The organism is Bradyrhizobium sp. PMVTL-01 (assembly GCF_051861855.1).
Lineage (GTDB): Bacteria > Pseudomonadota > Alphaproteobacteria > Rhizobiales > Xanthobacteraceae > Bradyrhizobium.
The window spans coordinates 3,862,478-3,880,911 of the sequence record NZ_CP193982.1; the positions used below are offsets into that span (position 1 = coordinate 3,862,478).

The following is an 18,434-nucleotide window of genomic DNA, read 5'->3' on the forward strand; positions in this document are numbered from 1 at the left end:
GGAGAAGCGAAATGAAATACAGACTCGATGACCCAAAAGAGTGGCGGGGGCGCCCGCAATTGCAGGGTAAGCCGACCAGCGAAGGCGTGTCCTACATCGGGGGCCCGCGCGTCGGCAAATGGGTCTGGGCGCAGAACGCTAGCCCTGTGCTCGATACACTGGAGTTAAGCGTCTACAACACTAGCCTAGGAACGTTCGACCGCATTCGCGAAAAGCGCGCCCAGCTCGAACGCGGAGGAAAGCTGACGGAATCTGGCATCCGCGACGAGATGACGAAGCTTGGCGCGACTGCAAAGCAGACGCTTGCTCGGGCCAAGAATGATCTGGCCGATATAAAGCGCGAGGTCGCTGAGCGCCGTGCGAAGATCAAGCCGACCGAACGCAGCGCGGACGAAGATCCGACCCGCAAGCTGCAAAAGATGGAAATTCGCATCGTGCTGCGGAGCATGTCGCATAGGGAGTTGTTGGCGACGCTGGCCGGACCAAATCCTAATACGCTGTTTGTCGAGGCCCTGCTCGAGTCCGACCCGAGGATGATTGCGAATGTCAGCCCGTCGCTTCGCAAACTCATCGAGTCCAAAGCGGTGGAAGCGAAGTTCGGTCCAGAAATCGAAGAGCTTGACGAGATTGATCACGCGATCGCGACCGCGGAGCGCGCCCTGAGCGTTGCTGCGGATGGTGTCGATCGTGAGATCAACGGCGGCGCTGCGGAGCCGACCCGCGCTGCAGCGCCGCCGCTTGTCAAGGCAGTCTAGAAGGCGTCGTGAGGCTCAGATGACAGACGAAGAAACAGCGAAGCTACTTATCCAAGCATTGCAGCGGAACATCGTAGCGGTCCGACAGCTCACCGAAACGACGAAGCTCCTGACGGATCTTTATCGTGGCGAACGTCCAGAGACGACCACCGCAACGCGCCCGAATTGAGGAAATCGACTATGAGCAGCAAGCGCGAGCCTTCGGCGGAATGGCAGCAGTCGTTCTTCCAGACCATCATGGCACACCACGACAAGCAGGAAAGCGAACTCCTCGTAGAACTTGGTAAGGAGATTCGCTCCTTCGTCAAAGACGAGATTGCAAGCCAGCAGACAGAAACCAACGAACTTCTTGCGGCCATACGCGACCTGATCGTCACGATGGCGCAACCGAAGCGGCTGGTCTTCGACGCGGAAGGGAAGCCTGTTGGCGTGGCTGTCGGCAAGTCATTATCGAACTGACGCGACCAAGGAAAATTCAATGATCACCATCACGCTTGGACAAGCAACCGAGCAAGCCACCGTCGATAACGAGGGTACCACTCCACAACTCCTCGGCAACAACGGTCTCGCCGTTTCCGTTGGTGGACCGAACACGGCGGGTCCGAGACTACTCCCGCAGAACCGCAGCAGCCGAGCCCTTGGCCAGGTCCGGCCCCTGAGCGCGAAATAACGGCGCCGAGCCCAGCCAAAGGAGAGCCGAAATGCTGAATAAGGAAGACAAAGCCATGATCCGCGAGGCGGCTCGGGGGCTGAACGGCGCCGATGCCGCGGGCTTCGAAGCCGCGGTGATCGCACGGCTGCAGGAAGCGCTAGACGCCGGCATCATTGAGCGCGTGACGAAGAACAACGTGAGGGCTGCATGCTCGGCGCAATTGGCGCAGGGCAAGTAATGAAGGACGCACTGCGCCAACGCGCTCGCCAGGGCTGCGCTCTTTGAGACGCGCCTTGGCCAGCCTTCGCCATGTCGGCAAAGCTGCCGGTTGCACAGAAGCCCGCCCGTTGGGCAATCTTTGCGGGGACGCGAAGGGCGGGCAGCAAGGGTGCTATGCGTGCGCGCAAAGAGGCAATTGGCTGCGCCTCGGTATTGAAGCACCGTGGTAAGCCAGCGCTGAGGAACGCTCCGTGGCGTTCGAGATTATTCGGGAATGCCCCGATATTATTTCCACTTGCGAAAAGGAAACCAAGTCGCCCACGATGAAGAGGGGATGGATCTTCGCGAAATGGAGGCCGTTCAAAATGAGGCCGCTCACGCACTATCAGATTTGGCGCGAGACGCCATTCGAGAAGCCTCGGCGCTTGGGGTGGCGTGCAACCTCACGATTGAAGTCCGCGACGAGAACGGCCTCGTGATGCAGGTACGTTTCCAGTTCGCTATCAAACGAACGCCTACCGTAAATCGCCGACATCGCGGCAGCCCGGCTGACCGACAATCATGATTGTGCGGCGGCGTGCGAATACTGTCAGCCGCGGTGCGGGGCGACGAGGCCGACGTCATCCAGGTCGCCCTCGCCGTGGCGGCCATGGCTCGCACGCAACTCCATCCCCGTCGCGATCATGGTGCTTCCAATAGCCGGGCTCTCCCCATCTGGCAGGTGCCAAGCCGACCAGGCGGGCAAAATCACAGTTGGGGGCCGACGCGATATGTCTGAGTGTTGTCGTGACCGGCCAGGGGCTAGAACTCAGCACCCAAGTTGCCTCAAAAGCGACGATCGCGCCCAACACTGCGATTATGCCAACGTGATAGCATCGGTGATTGTGACGCTCTGATACGGCTCGGAAACGACGCTGTAGATTGCGCAGTCGTTCTTCAGGACCTGGGCCGGCACGAACGGGATTGGGGTTAGGGAGGTGAGTCATGGCCGCTTGTCCGTTCGACTTCGGCCCTTTGTGGTCCGCACTCCTCCGAACACTCCGAAGTGCACCTGCACGCGGCTTGCCTGCTCTTTCGGAGGTAGGTCCTTGATGCTCTCGCAAAGCCGACTGAATTGCTCGCCCGCTTGGTGGGAGCCCCCGTCGATTTTCTGCGTTAGATGCCTTTCTTCGCCTGGCCGGGGACGGATCAGGATCTCGTCTATCGGCTTGCCCTTCTTGTCACGTTGCCTTTGGGTCCAATGCAGATAAGCCAAGACCAGCGCACCCGCCGCGCAAAGTGCCGCTGCCGTCAATAATGATGCGGTCAATACCTGTTGCATGACAACGCGGACTCGGGAGATGTCCAAAAAAAGCGAACGGCCCAGACGCACCTTTTGGGAGATACCAGGGCCCGCCGACGATCCGCCGCAACACGCTCGGCGCTGAGAGCAGGCAGGCGAGCATCGCAACTGACACTTAGAGAGCAATCGATGGCCAGTCTTGTGATTGCGTGCCAACGATTTGTTTTCTTACGCCATCGAGCCCACCTCAGCAGCCCGCTGAGCGGCTTTCCGCTGTTCCGGCTCTCAATAAATTCCTCGCCAAGGGACCATATGAGCAATCGTTATCAGGCCGCTGGCCGCTAACGACCAAGTCACCGCATGAAATACCCACTCTGGCAGGGTACGCATATGCACGCCTCTCCTACAAAAAGCCCTCCCCAGCGGGCCTATTAGTACAGATGACGGAGATCTCTTGCTGATGTCTGCCAAGCTTTTGTTTTAATCGGCCAGCAGACGACGCGCCCGTTAGGCTGCGCGCATCACGAGAGCGCATCCATGACGCGATACATCGCAGGATGTCTGCGGTTCTTGACCTGCGTTCCCAGCTCATTTTCGATCCGGAAAAAACACGCTCGGGCTGGGCCCGTCTGGTCGGTGCCGTGTTGCAGATTTGGGACATCGATTCACATTCGTTATAGGCGGAACCGGGAGCGTCGGAGAAATCGGTAATGCTGGGTTGGCGAAGGCATTTCATTTCAGAATCATTGAACCGGCAGCGTGAGGGTCGCTGTCAAAAAATAGCGGTCCTTTGCTTTGGACTGCAAGGTCGCGAGATGTTCGAGCATGTCTTTCGTCGTGCCCCCATCAGCTATGATCCAATGAATTTCAACTGAGGCAACTTTGGAACGATCAGCATATTGCCGCGTCCGTATGGTGTAGGGGCGCCCGGCTTGGGCCTTGCTTGGGCATCTGGTCTTGGGAACAGATGCGAGCAGACACTCAGCAAATGTCAGCCGGTTCCGATGCATCCTAAATGACTCGGAGAAAGATCATGCATCGCTCGCCATCGATGGTGCCGCAAGATGCGGACCATGACATGTACCTCGTACTACTGGACGCCTACGGGATATGGGTGGGCCGGGCCTGGCGCGAGACGGATGATGATGAGGGTACCTATCGCGAGATGCTGATCCGCGACCTCTTGCACGAAGTTTACAGCCGCCCAGTGCGCATCGTTGCCTTCAACACCGCCGAGGGATGGTCGCGCAATATCACAGCCGAGATCGCTGCTGAGTTGAAGCAGCGCAGAGACGAAGGGGAGAAGATTCCCACCTCTATACAACATTTGCTACTGATGGCCGGTGGCTAACCGTATTCGCTTTCTCCGGTTTCGCCTTCCCGCTCCCGTGCAATGTCCGCTTCGCCGCCGCTGTTGGAAGCAAGCGGACATCCCGGATTTATGAGTGCACGCCCTGGAAGGCTCGTCCGAGTTGGCCAATTCAGGAGCACTAACACCAAAGGCACCGCTGCACGGCGGAAGCGGTGGCCGACTGCGTCGCGCCGTGGGGTTGTTGAGAAAATTTGGAACATCCCCTCGAATGCTGGTTTGAGGCTCTGGGTGCTTCTGCCTGCTCTAGGGACTTCCGCGATGGCGCTCCAGACTAGCCTCGGGAATGGACTTTTAGCGGCTTTGCCCCCAGCGGATCTCGACCTGCTTGAGCCTCACGTTCAGAAGATATCGTTCGAGTCTCACGCTGTGTTGGTGCGAACCGGTGATGAGCTCAAACAGGTCTATTTTCCTATCAGCGGGATCTTAGCGTTCTTGGTTGAGATGTCGGACGGACACATTGTGGCGTCCACTCTCATGGGCTCGGAAGGCGCGGTCGGTGCTTTCTCTGTTCTTAGTCCCTCGCACTCGCCCGTCACAGCAACTGCCTATGTGGCCGGAGCTGCGCTCCAGGTTCCGGTTTTACGATTACAACAAGCTTTTGAGCAAAGCGGCGCCATTAAGCGTGTGCTGCGCCTCCATCTCCGCACTCAATTGCTACAGCTTCAGAACGTGGCCGCCTGCAACGCTGTGCACTCGGCGGAGTGCCGTATGGCTCGATGGTTGCTCGAGATTCATGATCGTGTCGCAAACGGGGAGATTCGATTGACGCAAGAGGCGCTCGCACAACTTATCGGGGTGCGGCGAACGACCGTTACTCTAACAATGCGTAAACTTCGGGAAATCGGCTGCATCATATCGGAGCGACGGGGCGTGTTGGCGGTCCACCGAGCGCGGCTCGAGGATGTTGCTTGTGAGTGTTACGGCGTGATGCGCCAGAGGATCAAACGGATGTATGACGAGGAGCTGACAATGCGCTCGCCGAACGTTTCGCATCATCGTTCGGAATGATGGACGGCGAGGCCATACGCGAGAACTCCAGTGACCGGAGTCCAAGATAGGCAACATTCGGCGCCAAGGCGAATCGCGCCCGTCGCTCGTTAGGAACGAGCGCCCTTGGGGCCAGTTCAAACGACGAGTCTTGCGTGTCCTCCCTCGGCAAGACAGTTGGCGACGACTAAGCTCCAGCTCGCTCCCCCGCGGGCTGGGGCTTTTGTTTTGAGGCGGATTCACAAATGTGAATCCTCCCGGGATCATTTGTGGGATGAAGCTGTGTTTGCGGCGGCAGACCCCTCGTTCCCAGCTCGTTTCGATCCGGAAAACCTCCAGGCTGGGGCCGATGTGGTCTGCTCAAAAGCAAGCAAATCCGGGTTCGGCGGCATGCGAGTTCTTACTCTCTAGGCGGCTGTAGCTCGCTGTGGATAAGATTCTGAATATCAGGGCGCTCCAGCGGGTCTTCTGCCGGGAACGGTTCCTGCGTCTTCCGGCCCAGGAAAGTATCGGGGGCGGGAGACCGAAGGATGTCCATCGCCCTTCTGACGAGATCGCGCATAAACCCATTCTGCTCCGCGAGTTCGGCGGCGTGTCCATGGACGCGAAAAATGTGGGGGTTGTCTGGCATTGCAGCTCCCTTTGCCTTGCAGGCGGGAGCGCGCTTGGTCTCTCAGCCACCGACGCCTACGGCATAGCCTCAACCGGTGATGCAGGAACAATGCACCTTTCAGCGATTGGTTGCTAGCAAATAAAATACGATAGTACCGGGCGAAGAGACGGCCCCAGCTCGCAACTAACGGGGGGTATGGGCCGGGGCCGCTCCGCCGGCTCGGGCATAGCCAGCCAAATGCAACGACGGCTCGACAGCGGGGTTCCTCTGAAGGAGACCACAGCGGCGGAATGTAGTCCGGGGACTACACGCCGCCAACCAGCACTACCAACATCCATTTCATAGCTTTGCACCCCGGTGGAACCACCTGGACGCACGCCAGCGCTTCGAGCGCTCACGGCTGGGGGCTGGTGGTTCGCCCTCGCAGTTGGGTATGAGTGGAGGCGCGGCGCCTTCCAACGCGGCCACTCGATCGATCAACTTTCGCAGACGCGTTGGCACCGGCGAAGTGTCGCGCGCGAGGCTATGCCGAAGGCGTTCGCCGATCTCCTCGCAAATCGCCCTGCAGTCCTCTGGTCTCAAAGCGGTCACATTGTAATCTTGACGCGGAAGTTGTTTCGCCATGGGGGCACCGTCGGCAAAGTTTGCACTGCTTCCTCGGATGTGCGCACCTCCTGCCGCCCCGACAACGCGCAGTCATTTAGGCCCGATCCGTTGGAACCGGAATCTTTATTAAAGTTAAATCTGCCGTGCCGGGCGGCCCTGGATCTTCCGAGCTGATCGCCAAGGTCGAGGCCTCAAGGAACGAACGGAGTCGGGAAACTACCGATCAGGTCGTGGGGCCACTGCCATTGGCGGCTTACCGCTCTCAAAATCCGGTCGGACATCGGCACCCCGTCTGCCGCAAGACTGGCAGATGAACCGCCCCTCGATATCCGATAGGCGCACATCATCAGCCCATTGATCGGGCATTCAAGGCAACGCTGTGGCCACAGCGATAATCGGCGCAGAAAACGATGATGCCTCGGACACCCATCTCGCGCATTTCGGCAAACGTGATCTTTTGCGCGGTCAATTTCAGCTCACGATGCCATTCGGGCCCCGCCGGAACCATCTTCCCGACCGTGGGTTGGCAGAACTCGAATTTCGGCATGGTCGGAAGATAGGTGTTCCCGGCCGGTCCTGCGAGTCGGTGCCAACCGGACCTCGTCCACTTGGCGTCGGCGCAAATCCATACCTTCGAGACGCTCATTAATCTTCCGATTGACCTGCTCGTCGTGCAGCCTGTCGGCCCGACGTCGGCGCGCTTCGGTCAACACCACGGCCGCGCTAAAGACGATCACGACGCTTAGATAGATCCACCAATGCATATCCGCAGTCCCGCTATTTTCGTCCGGAATTTTAGTATCGGGCAGCCGTGGAGTCGATGGGCGCTTCTGGATCGGAGCTCACGCCGGTTCCTTAGCGTGTGGAATTCACTCACCGGCAGGAGCCCTGGCAATGAGCGGTAGCTCGGAGCCGCTCATATTTCCTTCGCCCCTTCAGCCTCTCGATTGCCTACTGTTTGTCAGGTGCTTCGGGAGGCGTTTCCGGCGCGTCGGATTCGGGGGCAGGTGTGGTGCCCCTGAGTCCTGACGGTGTGACACAATCGCCCGCCCAAAGCTTGGTCCCCTTCACCGTTCCCACGAGCTTACAGCCCATCGGGTTCGGTGGCTGCTTCTGCGGCTTGGCCGCGCGGGCTTTGGGCGCCGCGGGCGCCTTGGGTGCCGCGGTTTGAGCGAGGGCAGATGCTGAAAAGCCGAGGATGGCGGCGGCAAGAATCAGGGGCGTCCTCATGTGATCATCCTTCCCCAGACTATCCTTCCACATCGGGCGTCACGTCGTCTTCGATTTCAAGAGCCAGTCCGGCGAGAGCGCCGGATCAGCAGGCCCAATGCGCCGAGAACTACCAAGATGCCGCCTGCGGCTATCAGCCAATGGCCAGGCCCCGACGTCTGAAGCAGCCCGGCCAGTTCGCTCATTTTTCCCTCTCGGGGCCATCTTCTGCAGATCCTGCGCCATGTCATCCATAGCGCGAAGGGCCCATGAGGCTAAGCAGATACCTACTACGCGGCGGCAATTTTCCAAATGGCTGGCCGCGGCGGCTGGTGCAGCCACCGCGAGGCGCTGGCGCGCGTTGAGCGCATTGGGCCGAACCGGAGGCTCGTATTCGTGATCACCGTGCCCAGCAGCGACGGCAGCAAAGAGCAGGTTGCCGTGGTCAAGCTCGCACTGTCGGCTGATGCAGCATTCCAGGCCGCCCAAGTCATCCTCAGTGATGGCGGCGAGCCCTTGGCTGCGCTGGAGAACGTGCCGACTACCTGGGCGAACTAAACGAACCCAGGTTTGGACATTGGGCCGGCCTGCCGGTTCTCAAAACAAAAGGCCCGCGAAACGGCGGGCCCTCCTTGCGACACCAGCGCAACACGGCCCCGGTAAGTAGTTGATTTCATTGATGGCGAAAAGGATTTCGATTCCGAGGGTCGGGAGTTCGAATCTCTCCGAGCGCGCCAGCCATTCGCTGGATGACTGATGCCGCACCAGATTCGTTCTGCCGGCTCTTTTCGTGTTGCGCGTTGCTGCAAATCGATACGAACGAAATCAACGGGTTACTAACGACTACCAATCACTCCACGCAACACGGGCGCGAGATGGCAATTCGCGGTCTGCTCTTGCGAGCAGGCGCGCTCAAGGCAGCCGGTTATTGCCAAGTTTTCCCGGCCGAAGGGGGAACTTCGAATCTTCGTCCAGCTTGACTACTTCGGTCGCCAATGCGGCGCCACATCGGAGAAAAATGTCAGATGAAGCGGCTACTGCTTAGTGGGTTTGCTGCCAGCACCCTCGTTCTATCTTCAATCGTATCAGCGTCAGCGATGCCGGCGGCGTCGCCAAGTGCGCTGGGAAACTCGGATAGCGAAGTTATACAAGTTAAAGGCGGTCATGGTCATGGCGGCGGCCACGGCTGGGGCCATCATGGCGGGCGAGGCCATCACTACGGATGGGGCAGAGGCCGCGGTCATCACTACGGCTGGCGGCATCACCACTGGTAAGTCATAACCAGCGCGTTTAAAGGGGGCCGCTCATTGGCGGCCTCCTCCATACTGAGGGTCGAAATCAAACAGCGAACAGTTGCGTCGCTCTCTGGACGACCCCAAAAGCCCGGCTTGAATATCCTCTGCAGCATTCTGGTCGGCCTCCACATCGTGAAAGAGATGCCCATAGGTGTCGAAGGTCATCTGGATCGTGCTGTGGCCCATGAGGATCTGAATACGCTTCGGGTTCATGCCGTTCTCGATCCAGAGGGACGCGCAGGCGTGAAGGAGAGAGTGCGGCCGTACTTGGCCACCTCTCGCATGACCGGTTGCCCGGCGTTGTTGACGACAGGCTCCCCGGCATCGTTCAGCACCGGCTCAGGTAGCGTAAGACCGGCCGCCGCCGCCGACCTTGACGCTGAGCTCGAGTTCGCCGTTGGCACCCGAGCCCGCGATTTGCAGCGGCAGTAACCTCGGGCAGATATGGACCCAGAACGCGTACTCGTTTTTCGGGTCCTCCTTGGCCCATTCAATCAGTCGGGGCGGCCCGCCCAGCCCACGCGCCGCGGCGGCAATCATCTCCTTGATCGCTTTGCTCTGGACATTCACCGCGGCCGCCGGTCTTTTTCATGCCCTTAACGAAGGGCCGCCACGCACCTCAAGCGTGCTGAATCTCGCGACCATCGGCCTGCCTCGGATTCGGAGCCATCGTACCGCGCTTCGGGCGCGGCACTTTGGCCTATCTTAACAAATGTTTGGCGTGTAATAGCAAGGGACCATCCCAGCGCGGCGTGTAAAAGCGCGCATCCGAATCCTTGCGCTCTTCATCGTGATCCAGTTGGTTAGGTCAGTCATCATCCCCAACATGGTCGACTTGTGAAAACCGCTCTCCTCCGAGGACGCCCTCGCGACATGGAATCCGCCCGAGTGGGAGGAGATCGTGACGTGGTGGGATCAATTTGCCGGTGAGGCACGCACCACCACCGGCAAGTCCTCCAGGGGGAAGTTTAAATGATCGGCAGGGAGCTAGCGAAAGCCAGGATCAAGAAGCTGCGGAAGATGACGACCGGCGCAGGCTGCACGCTGGAGGAGGCGGCATCCGCCGCCGCCAAGATCGCCGAACTCATGACCAAGTATGGGATGGACGAGGGCGATCTGAGCCTACTCTATCGGCAGCGGACGGCAGAGGAGGCTGGCATGGCTGTGCAACGCGGCCGCATCGTCGGCATCTGGATTGCGGTCGGCGTCTGGCTCCGAAGGTTGGCGGGGCCGTGATCCTCGTTCTGCTGATTCTCTGCTGGTTCGTCGGCAGGAGCAACCCGGGCACGACGAGCCAACCACCAAGCCACGCGGCGCACTCGGCGCGAGTCGACACGCCGAGCACGCCACCAAGCGACACGCGAGTCGGCCCCGGCACGCCAACCCAGCGCACGCGAATAGTCGGTAATCCCGATTACCACGAGTACATCGACTGCTCGACCGCCACCGATTCGTGGAATCGACCGGGCCACCCGCATAGCTGCAAGGTCGTCCTTCTTGGTTCGCGAGTGGCGCGGCAATGGACTGGGTAGCAGCGAGGAAAGTGACGCCGCTCACACGCGCAGTGACACGCGACGTGCGCGAGCTGCGGCCGAGGCGACCTGCGAGCGGGTCTCTCAGTGCCGCTGGATATCCGCGGTAAGAAAAGAAACTCGTTCCTCAGGTGCCGCTTGATATTCTCGGGGTGACGCTCTCCCTGGGCAGCGAGCTTAAGCACGCGCTCGGCGACCTCTACTGCAGTCCTCTGACGCTGAAGGGTAAACGTCGGGCTCGAGAGAGCTTCGTCGAGAACATCACGAAGCATTTGCACCGTGGCTGCGTCGTAAGCCATGAGCTAAGTCCCGATCCTTTGAGCCCCGAAAAGAGCGGTGCCGAGCTCGAAATACGTGTCTCGGCACCGCCTATTTTCAAACTGAGCACTGAAATCCCAGTTGGCGTTTAGGATGCAACGGCTATGCCACAGGCTGATGACGGAGCCGGAAGGCCGCCGCTATTACAGCGTCGATTCGAGCTTCCTCATCTCCTGGAGCCGGGCCAGGCAAAACTCGCGGTACAGACTGTCAATGAATGCCCACATGGCAATCCCCCTTCGTCCAATAATGAAACGCTAGGCCTGCTTTGTTTCAGGCATGCTTCGAGCCGCCAGGAAAATGGCTTCGTGCCGCCAGCAGCACCGTTGCAACATAGTCAACTTAAGTCATTGAAATCACGCTGGTTCGAATCTAGCAGCCTCGGCCTGCCGAAACCCGGCTCTGCCGCCCGCGCGCCAGCGTGTCCGAGGGGGACTCGTGGAAGGTCGCACGGTAGGCCGCCGCGAACTCGCCCATGTGGTGGAAGCCCTGGGCGCGCGCGCAGGTGGCGACGGTAGCACCGCCGCCCTTCAGGAGCCGGGCCCGGGTCGCCCACAGTCGTTTCAACCGAATGTACTGGTGTAGGCTCATGCCGCGCACCTTGCTGACGGCCCCGCTGAGCGTCCGGATCGAGACGCCGAACTCGCCGGCGAGATCGGCCGTGTAGATCGGAGCGGTCGGATAGGCCGCCACGTAGTCATCGATCCGCTGCACCAGCCTGGTCGACCGGCCGCCCTGGACCGAGGTGCTCCGGTCGGGGCCTCCAGCGATCCGAAACAGATCGTCGAGCGCGAGCAGCAGGCCTTCCTGGAGATGGGCGGCGGCCTCGGTGGTCTCGAACAGGAACGGCTGCACCGACGCGGTTCGCAGGATGTCGAGCACAAGCTGGCGCGTATGGAGCAGGGCGGCCCGGTTGGCGACATAGGCTCGCAAATCGTCGGCGTGATCGAACCAGCCCCGGTCTTTCACGCCGGGCGAGAGGATGATCATCGCATAATGATTGGTCCGGGGCTCGACGAAATGACACTCGTCGTTGCCGCGGAGCGCCACGAAAAAGCGGGCGTCGAGATCCATGCCTCTGGAATTGACCTGAAGGTCGTCGGTCATGGGCAGGATCACCATGCCGCCGGGCATCCGATAGGCGGTGTCGAGGATGCGCGCGAAGGACCGCATCACGATGATGCGGCATGCCGGCAGGGAGACGACGGCGCGGGCGGCCGCGAAGTTCTGGACGTCGAGCGGAATGCTTCTCGCATCCTCCATCGACTCGATAGGCCGGAAGGCATCGACATCGGCAAAGCCGATCAGCTGAAGCGCGGAGGACGGGACGAGGGCGTCGAACATGCGTCTGGCCGACTGCTGCAATGTGACAATGAAATGAACGCCAGTACATTGCCATCAATGGCGAAACACTCCGCTTCAGTAAATCGGATTCCGGGCCGTAGTATTGCGGACATCATGCCATGACGTCGTCTGATCATTGCCACCATCAACAGTCCCGCCTCATTGATTGCCCGGACGGGAGGTCGATGAAATGAAGGCGCGTGCAAGCGGAACAGGCGACGGACTCGAAGCTCCGCCCTTCGGGGCGCTGCTGCTTTTCCAGATGCGTCTGCACGTTCATGCCCGTCTGGGGGCAGCGAAAAACGATCAAATCGGCCATCGGCGTAGAATGGCGCCGCGGATTTCCACTTTGATCCAGATCAGTTTTGGAATAGTCCGCCGAACGGGCGATCTCGCAAAAGCGAAGGGGCCCCGGGGGCCCCTTCTGATCACCAGCGGCGGTAGCCGTAGTATCCATAGCGTGGTCCGTAGACCCGGGGCCCATACCCATAATAGCGGGGCCCGTAATACGGCCGCGGGCCATAATAGTTCGGACGCCACCAGCAGCGGCCCCAGGCGTCGCAGACCATGCGGACCTGCTCGACGTTGGAGACCTCAGGGACGACAGGTACAGGCGCGACGGGCATGGCGGACGCCGCCGGCGATGCCGCAAGGGCACCGAACATGGACGCGACGACGAGGCCAATCTTAAGCTTCATGATATCTTCCTCCGCTTACGCAATACAGGATATCGAAGTTGTTCTGATCAAATTGTGGCGGAACCGAAATGTAATGCTGATGAACAGATCTTCAGCCACTCCGCCGCGGGCCTGATCCAGCTCCATCAGACTACCTGAGCTTTGCGCTACTGGCCATGCTGCGCCTGTCTTGCCTGACACCGCCACGATCCTTGATCCTGCGCAAGTCGCGCCGGCGGCTTCGTCCCTAGTTTCGTCGCCGTGGGCAGTCCTTCGCGGAATGCGAAGCGCGTCCGGCGGTTCGCATCGGTCCGGAGCCCACTGTTGTTTGGAGCTGTGCAATGGACAAGATGAGAATTGAGAAGGGTGACTGGCTGGTCGTTTGCGATGGGCGCAAGGCGCTCATTTTGGAAAACCTCGGCGACGAGATGTTTCCGAACCTCCACACCAGGGAGGTGCATGAGCAGCCCAATCCGTCGACCAGCGCACAAGGAAGCGATGCGCCGGGCCGGCTGCACGGCGCGGCCGGCGGCGCACGCAGCTCGGTCGAGCAGACCGATTGGCACGACGAGGCCGAGCGCGCTTTCCTGCGCAGCCTCGCCGGCCGGCTCGACGCCGCCGTCAGCTCGGGCGAGACCTCGGCCCTGACCATGGTGGCCTCGCCACGGGCGCTCGGCATGATCCGCGCGGACTATTCCGACGTGGTGCGCAAGGCACTTCACGGCGAGGTAGGCAAGGACCTCGTCAAGCTGCCCGTCTATGAGATCGAGAGGCAGTTGTTGCGGTCGGGCGCCGCGAAATAGGGGCGCCCGCAGCGGACGCGCCGGTGTCTCTCAGTAGCAGGGGTGCCGGCGGCGGTCCTGGCCGATATAGGTGGCCGAGCTCTGGTAGCAGTGGTTGGTCGCAGGCCCGTCGTAATAGGCGAAGGTCCCGGGGGTGAGGCCCGGGCCGTAATTGTGCAGGTAGCTGATCGGGTAGGGCAGCGGGTTGGTGTAATAGCGGTGATACCGGTGGTGTCCCCGTGCCTCCGCAAAGCCAGGGGTCAGGATTGCGGCTGACAGGGCGGCAACTGCGGCTACAAGCTTCAACTTGCTCATCTCGATTCTCCGGAACCCGCGCGAATAGGCTAGCCGTTTATAGCCATTTCGAGCGGTGAGGACACCCGTCCGCAGGCCTCAAATCGGAGCCAAACCCGTAGATTCCGGAGTGAGTGTGACAGAATTGCCCGGAAGTGAGGGCGAAGGCTGCCCATTTTTGGCCTTTTCGGGATGCTTAACGAATTCCCCACACAACTATGACCAAAGAGACTTCGGTTTAGAATCCTGTTTCCGGCCCTTTGGGGGTCCTTCGAGGCCGGTCCATTCCTGAAGGTTTCACCGTCACCTTGCCATGCGCATCACGCTTCTGAGCCTGCTGTTGCTCTGCTTCGCCGCCACGACGCCGGCGCGAGCCGAACTGCACATCACCCGCGACCACGGGGGCTATGTCGAGGAGTACAAGGCCAAGTATAAGCGCGTCCGCGAGAAGGGCGAGCGCGTCATCATCGACGGCATCTGCAACTCGGCCTGCACGCTTGTGCTCGGTATGGTGCCGATGAACAAGATCTGTGTGACCCCCCGGGCCAGCCTCGGCTTCCACCAGGCCTATTACGACAAGGCCTTCACCTTCGGCATCAAGGTCACCAGCGCGGAGGGGACGTCCGACCTGATGTCCTACTACCCCGACACGGTGAAGGACTGGATCCGCCGCAATGGCGGGCTCACCACCGACATGAAGAAGATCAAGAACGGTGTCGAGCTCTGGAAGATCATCGATCCCTGCCCGGAAGAATGGTGAGCGGCTGAGCTGAGCCGCCGTCCGTCGCAGCGCAGCATCGCCGGCCAAGAAATTCGCATTGCCGCATAGGCCCCCATGGGGCAATGAGGCGGCAATGAACCATAATCAAGAAGCCCTGACCGCCCGCGCCGCGCCGATCCTGTTCGTGCTGCTCTGGAGCACCGGATTCATTGGCACCAAATACGTCGTCAACAACGCCGATCCCTTGACCTATCTCGCGATCCGCATGGCGATCGTGGTCGGCCTGATGGTAATCATCGCAGGCATTGCCCGGCCGAAATGGCCTGACCGGATTGGCATCGCGCACAGCGCGGTCGCCGGCATCCTCGTCCATGGCTTCTATCTCGGAGGCACCGCGATCGCGATCGCGCATTCGATTCCGGCCGGGCTCTCCGCGCTCATTCCGGGCCTTCAGCCGATCCTGACCTCGACCATCGCCAACCGCTGGCTCGGCGAAAAGGTGACGCCGGTGCAATGGGGCGGCCTCTTGCTCGGTCTCGGCGGCGTGGTGATGATCCTGCACAACCGTCCGATGACAGGGGAGGCCGGGCTCGGCTGGCTTGCATCGGTGGTCTCGCTGATCTCCATCACGCTCGGCACGCTGTATCAGCGCCGCTACTGCAATCACATCGACTGGCGCGCCGGCAATCTCGTGCAATACGTCGCCGTCACCATCTTCTTCGCGATCGGCGCCTTCCTGTTCGAGGACCGCGTGGTGCACTGGACGCGGGAGTTCGTGCTCGCGCTGGCCTGGCTCGCGGTCGCGCTCTCGATCGGATCGATCGGGCTGCTGTACTGGCTGATCCGCCACGCTGCGGCGACGTCGGTGGCGAGCCTGTTCTACCTCGTGCCCGCGGTGACCGCGCTGATGGCCTATCTGCTGTTCGGCGAAAAACTCGATGGGCTGGCAATCGCGGGCATGGCGATGTGCGCAGCCGCGGTGTTCGTGGTCAACCGGCGGTTCTAGTCGGGCAGGCGCGGCGGCGGAATACATCCCTGACGTGCGCGGAGCGGCGTGCTAGGCTGGCTGCATTTCAGCTTTCCCTTTCACGGGGTGATTTCCATGAAGAAGGCCAGACCCGCGCTGCTTGGCCGGTCCCTGAAGCCGGTCCGCATTGCCTGCATCAACTACGCGGAGGAGTCGATCAGCGGCCGCAAAATGGCCGAGCTCACCGCGGCACTGCAAAAATGCTACGACAGGCATTTCCTCCCGATATGGGGCTATCCTGTCGACCTTTACGTCACCCGGAAGCCGAGGCCGACCGACTGGCAACTCGTCTATTTCGACGACGCCTCGCACAAGAAGATGCTGGGCCGCCACGAGCTGACCCATCGCGGTCAGCCGATCTCGAAGATCTTCGTCAAGGCGCTGGGCGATGAGCCGCTCAGCGTGGCGGCCTCGCATGAGCTGTTCGAGATGGTGCTCGACCCGATGGCCAATCTCTGGGCCGACAAGAACCCGAACACCCAATACGCCTATGAGGTCTGCGACGCCGTGGAGGAGGACTCCTTCCGCGTCGGCCGTTTCGAGATGTCGAACTTCGTCTATCCGTCCTGGTTCGAGCCGTTCCAGCATCCGCGCGGCACCAAGTTCGACCACAAGGGGACGCTGAAGGAGCCCTTCTCGATGACCGAGGGAGGCTACGTCATCAAGAAGGTCAACGGCAGGAAGGTGGTCAAGGCGTTCGGCTCGCCGGCAAAGCGGCGGCGCTTCAATCGCGAGGACCGGCGCGGTCATCGCAGCGAATTCCGAGATCCGCAAGGCGAGCATCACCCGGGCCGGCGCGCCGCCAAAAAGTGAGGGTGGAGGGGAGCCATCTCCGGGCGCGCCCGCACCCGGAGACCTGCCCTGAGTGCTGCGCTCAGCGCTTGGACTTCCCGGCCTTCTTTTTCTTCTTGGCGCCTCTTTTCGCGGACTTCTTCACCGCCTTCTTCCCGCTCTTCTTGGCCGCCTTCTTCGACGACTTCTTGGCGGCCTTCTTCGAAGAGGTCTTGGCCTTCTTTGCCTTCTTCGGTGCGACTTTCTTCGCGACCTTCCTGGCGGCTTTCTTCACCTTCTTGACGGCGGTAACTGCGGCATCCTTCGTCGCTTCAACGGCGTTGGTTATCGTCTCCATCGTCTGCTCGGTGATCGGCTTCTCGTCGTCCATATCGTCCCCCACGGTTTGTATGGTGTGATGACGATAGCGGGTTTCCTAATTGTGTCAAAGCAACGCTCAACCTTTGCGGATCTTTGCGTAGGCAGCGAGCGCCCGCTCGCGTCCCCTTGCATGATCGATGATCGGTCGCGGATAGGTTTTGCCGAGCGTGATGCCGGCGCTCGCCAGCTCGATCGGCGTCGCCTGCCAGGGCTGGTGGATCAACTTCGCCGGCAGGGCTTTCAGCTCCGGCACCCAGCGCCGGACATAGGCCCCGTCAGGATCGAACTTCTCGCCCTGCAGCTGTGGATTGAACACGCGGAAATAGGGCGCGGCGTCGGCGCCGCAGCCGGCGACCCATTGCCAGTTGGCGGGATTGCTGCCGGCATCAGCATCGACCAGCGTGTCCCAGAACCAGGCTTCGCCGTTGCGCCAGTCGATCAGGAGATGCTTGACCAGGACGGACGCCACCACCATCCGCACCCTGTTGTGCATCACGCCGGTGTGCCAAAGCTCGCGCAGGCCCGCATCGACGATCGGATAGCCGGTAGCCCCGCGGTGCCAGGCGGCAAGCGCCTTTCTGTCCGGCTTCCAGGGGAAGCCGTCGAAATTCGTTTGCAGATTGTCGGTGGCGAGGTTCGGATGATCGTGGAGGAGGTGCCGGCAGAACTCGCGCCAGCCGAGCTCGGTCAGGAATTTTTCGACGCCGGGCCCGAGCGCCGCATCCTCGGCCGCGGCGAACCGCGCGGCGTGAAAGACCTGTCGCGGGCTGAGCTCGCCGAACCGCAAATGCGGCGAAAGGCCTGAGGTGCCATTGCGGTCCGGACGGTCGCGGTCGCTGATATAAGTCCGGGCGGTGTGCTCGAGGAAATCGCGCAGGCGCGTGCGAGCCGAGGCCTCGCCCGGCGTCCATGTCTCGCGCAGGCCGCCGGCCCAATCGGGCTTGCTCGGCTCGAGCTTCCAGCTCTCCGGTGCCTCGCTCGCGATCTTCTCGCCCGGACCCAGCTCCTTCGGCGCGGGCAGAGGCTTTGGCGGGTCGCCCAGCGACAGTACCCGCCGCCAGAATGGCGTGAACACGCGCAGGCCGCGGCCTTCCTTGTTGCGGATCGCCGAGGGCGAAACCAGGAGATCGCCGGGGAAGCTTTGCGAGGCCACGCCGAGCTTTGAAAGCGCAGCTTCGAGCTGCTGCTCAACCGCCTGATGCGGAGCCTGCGCGATCCCGTTCCAGTAAACGGCGCGGGCGCCGCTCTCGCGCGCCAGATCGGGGATGAGCCTGACGGCAGCTCCCCGGCGCAGGATCAACGATCCGCCACGCGCGGCGATCTCGGTGCTCAGCGTTCGCAGCGATTGCGCCAGCCACCAGCGCGCCGCGCCGCCCGGGGCGCGTCCGATCGTGTCGTCGAGGACGTAGAGGCAGATCAGCGGCGCGCCGGATTTCGCGGCGGCGTTCAGGGCGGGATGGTCGGACAGGCGAAGGTCTTCGCGAAACCAGACGATGATGGGCGGCGAGCTTGGCGTGGTCAGGCGGGACCTCGTTTGCGATTTGGAAAGCATGCCACTCGCGGCGCTGTGAACCGTCGTCTGCACCTGAAAGCCGAG

19 protein-coding genes and 2 pseudogenes are annotated in these 18,434 nt (G+C 61.3%); 12 read left to right on the plus strand and 9 right to left on the minus strand.

The annotated features are described in order from the left end of the window. Positions 1-11: 11 nt before the first annotated feature. The 4 genes from ACRQ5Q_RS18575 to ACRQ5Q_RS18590 all read left to right on the plus strand — a co-directional run bounded on the left by ACRQ5Q_RS18575 (position 12) and on the right by ACRQ5Q_RS18590 (position 2,191). Positions 12-755 carry a hypothetical protein gene (locus ACRQ5Q_RS18575; protein ID WP_439399392.1) on the plus strand — a complete coding sequence of 248 codons (744 nt, stop codon included), beginning with the start codon at positions 12-14 and terminating at the stop codon, positions 753-755. Between the two features lie 180 nt (positions 756-935). Then, positions 936-1,214 (plus strand): hypothetical protein, encoded by a 279-nt coding sequence (locus tag ACRQ5Q_RS18580; RefSeq protein WP_439399394.1) that lies wholly within the window; start codon positions 936-938, stop codon positions 1,212-1,214. Positions 1,215-1,456: 242 nt separating this feature from the next. Continuing rightward, entirely contained in the window at positions 1,457-1,645 is a 189-nt protein-coding gene (locus ACRQ5Q_RS18585; RefSeq protein WP_439399395.1) for a hypothetical protein, read from the plus strand. A gap of 255 nt (positions 1,646-1,900) precedes the next feature. Then, complete coding sequence (locus tag ACRQ5Q_RS18590) at positions 1,901-2,191, plus strand: DUF6894 family protein (protein WP_439399397.1); 291 nt, start codon at positions 1,901-1,903, stop codon at positions 2,189-2,191. A gap of 136 nt (positions 2,192-2,327) precedes the next feature. Here ACRQ5Q_RS18590 and ACRQ5Q_RS18595 read toward each other — a convergent pair. Beyond that, positions 2,328-2,612 (minus strand): annotated as a pseudogene (locus ACRQ5Q_RS18595) (hypothetical protein); the annotation flags it as partial. 1,329 nt (positions 2,613-3,941) lie between these two features. On the opposite strand from ACRQ5Q_RS18595, the gene ACRQ5Q_RS18600 reads away from it, so the two are divergent. Together ACRQ5Q_RS18600 and ACRQ5Q_RS18605 are read left to right on the plus strand one after the other, a co-directional pair. Beyond that, positions 3,942-4,259: a hypothetical protein gene (locus ACRQ5Q_RS18600; protein WP_439399399.1), complete on the plus strand. Its 318-nt coding sequence runs from the start codon at positions 3,942-3,944 to the stop codon at positions 4,257-4,259. Positions 4,260-4,538: 279 nt separating this feature from the next. Then, on the plus strand, positions 4,539-5,288 hold the full coding sequence (locus ACRQ5Q_RS18605) for a Crp/Fnr family transcriptional regulator (protein WP_439399401.1): 750 nt from the start codon (positions 4,539-4,541) through the stop codon (positions 5,286-5,288). A 1,544-nt stretch (positions 5,289-6,832) separates the two neighbouring features. Here the strand turns inward: ACRQ5Q_RS18605 and ACRQ5Q_RS18610 are convergent. Continuing rightward, the gene (locus ACRQ5Q_RS18610; protein ID WP_439399403.1) at positions 6,833-7,132 is read right to left on the minus strand and encodes a hypothetical protein; all 300 of its coding nucleotides are present in this window, start codon (positions 7,130-7,132) and stop codon (positions 6,833-6,835) included. 875 nt (positions 7,133-8,007) lie between these two features. On the opposite strand from ACRQ5Q_RS18610, the gene ACRQ5Q_RS18615 reads away from it, so the two are divergent. Continuing rightward, a complete protein-coding gene (locus ACRQ5Q_RS18615) occupies positions 8,008-8,253 on the plus strand; it encodes a hypothetical protein (protein WP_439399405.1) in 246 nt (81 codons plus the stop codon). 746 nt (positions 8,254-8,999) lie between these two features. On the opposite strand, the pseudogene ACRQ5Q_RS18620 reads toward ACRQ5Q_RS18615, so the two are convergent. Further along, positions 9,000-9,242 (minus strand): annotated as a pseudogene (locus tag ACRQ5Q_RS18620) (hypothetical protein); the annotation flags it as partial. An 87-nt stretch (positions 9,243-9,329) separates the two neighbouring features. Beyond that, positions 9,330-9,560 (minus strand): hypothetical protein, encoded by a 231-nt coding sequence (locus ACRQ5Q_RS18625; RefSeq protein ID WP_439399407.1) that lies wholly within the window; start codon positions 9,558-9,560, stop codon positions 9,330-9,332. Between the two features lie 402 nt (positions 9,561-9,962). Here ACRQ5Q_RS18625 and ACRQ5Q_RS18630 point away from each other — a divergent pair, with 402 nt between their 5' ends. After that, positions 9,963-10,226 (plus strand): DUF2786 domain-containing protein, encoded by a 264-nt coding sequence (locus ACRQ5Q_RS18630; protein ID WP_439368731.1) that lies wholly within the window; start codon positions 9,963-9,965, stop codon positions 10,224-10,226. A 986-nt stretch (positions 10,227-11,212) separates the two neighbouring features. On the opposite strand, the gene ACRQ5Q_RS18635 is transcribed toward ACRQ5Q_RS18630, so the two are convergent. Together ACRQ5Q_RS18635 and ACRQ5Q_RS18640 are read right to left on the minus strand one after the other, a co-directional pair. After that, the gene (locus ACRQ5Q_RS18635) at positions 11,213-12,184 is read right to left on the minus strand and encodes a helix-turn-helix domain-containing protein (protein WP_439368728.1); all 972 of its coding nucleotides are present in this window, start codon (positions 12,182-12,184) and stop codon (positions 11,213-11,215) included. Between the two features lie 428 nt (positions 12,185-12,612). Then, positions 12,613-12,882 carry a hypothetical protein gene (locus tag ACRQ5Q_RS18640; RefSeq protein ID WP_439399409.1) on the minus strand — a complete coding sequence of 90 codons (270 nt, stop codon included), beginning with the start codon at positions 12,880-12,882 and terminating at the stop codon, positions 12,613-12,615. Positions 12,883-13,202: 320 nt separating this feature from the next. Here ACRQ5Q_RS18640 and ACRQ5Q_RS18645 point away from each other — a divergent pair, with 320 nt between their 5' ends. After that, positions 13,203-13,664 carry a host attachment protein gene (locus ACRQ5Q_RS18645; protein WP_439399411.1) on the plus strand — a complete coding sequence of 154 codons (462 nt, stop codon included), beginning with the start codon at positions 13,203-13,205 and terminating at the stop codon, positions 13,662-13,664. Positions 13,665-13,694: 30 nt separating this feature from the next. Here ACRQ5Q_RS18645 and ACRQ5Q_RS18650 read toward each other — a convergent pair whose 3' ends face one another. Beyond that, the gene (locus ACRQ5Q_RS18650) at positions 13,695-13,958 is read right to left on the minus strand and encodes a hypothetical protein (RefSeq protein ID WP_439368725.1); all 264 of its coding nucleotides are present in this window, start codon (positions 13,956-13,958) and stop codon (positions 13,695-13,697) included. A gap of 292 nt (positions 13,959-14,250) precedes the next feature. On the opposite strand from ACRQ5Q_RS18650, the gene ACRQ5Q_RS18655 reads away from it, so the two are divergent. The 3 genes from ACRQ5Q_RS18655 (at position 14,251) to ACRQ5Q_RS18665 (ending at position 16,498) form a co-directional block, all read left to right on the plus strand. After that, complete coding sequence (locus tag ACRQ5Q_RS18655) at positions 14,251-14,697, plus strand: hypothetical protein (protein WP_211413988.1); 447 nt, start codon at positions 14,251-14,253, stop codon at positions 14,695-14,697. 94 nt (positions 14,698-14,791) lie between these two features. Then, positions 14,792-15,664: a DMT family transporter gene (locus ACRQ5Q_RS18660; RefSeq protein ID WP_439368724.1), complete on the plus strand. Its 873-nt coding sequence runs from the start codon at positions 14,792-14,794 to the stop codon at positions 15,662-15,664. 96 nt (positions 15,665-15,760) lie between these two features. Beyond that, positions 15,761-16,498, plus strand: coding sequence for a hypothetical protein (locus tag ACRQ5Q_RS18665; RefSeq protein ID WP_439399413.1), 738 nt, complete (start codon positions 15,761-15,763; stop codon positions 16,496-16,498). A 61-nt stretch (positions 16,499-16,559) separates the two neighbouring features. Here ACRQ5Q_RS18665 and ACRQ5Q_RS18670 read toward each other — a convergent pair whose 3' ends face one another. Beyond that, the gene (locus ACRQ5Q_RS18670; RefSeq protein WP_439368722.1) at positions 16,560-16,847 is read right to left on the minus strand and encodes a histone; all 288 of its coding nucleotides are present in this window, start codon (positions 16,845-16,847) and stop codon (positions 16,560-16,562) included. A gap of 66 nt (positions 16,848-16,913) precedes the next feature. Beyond that, on the minus strand, positions 16,914-18,389 hold the full coding sequence (locus tag ACRQ5Q_RS18675) for a cryptochrome/photolyase family protein (RefSeq protein WP_439399414.1): 1,476 nt from the start codon (positions 18,387-18,389) through the stop codon (positions 16,914-16,916). Positions 18,390-18,434: the final 45 nt, after the last annotated feature.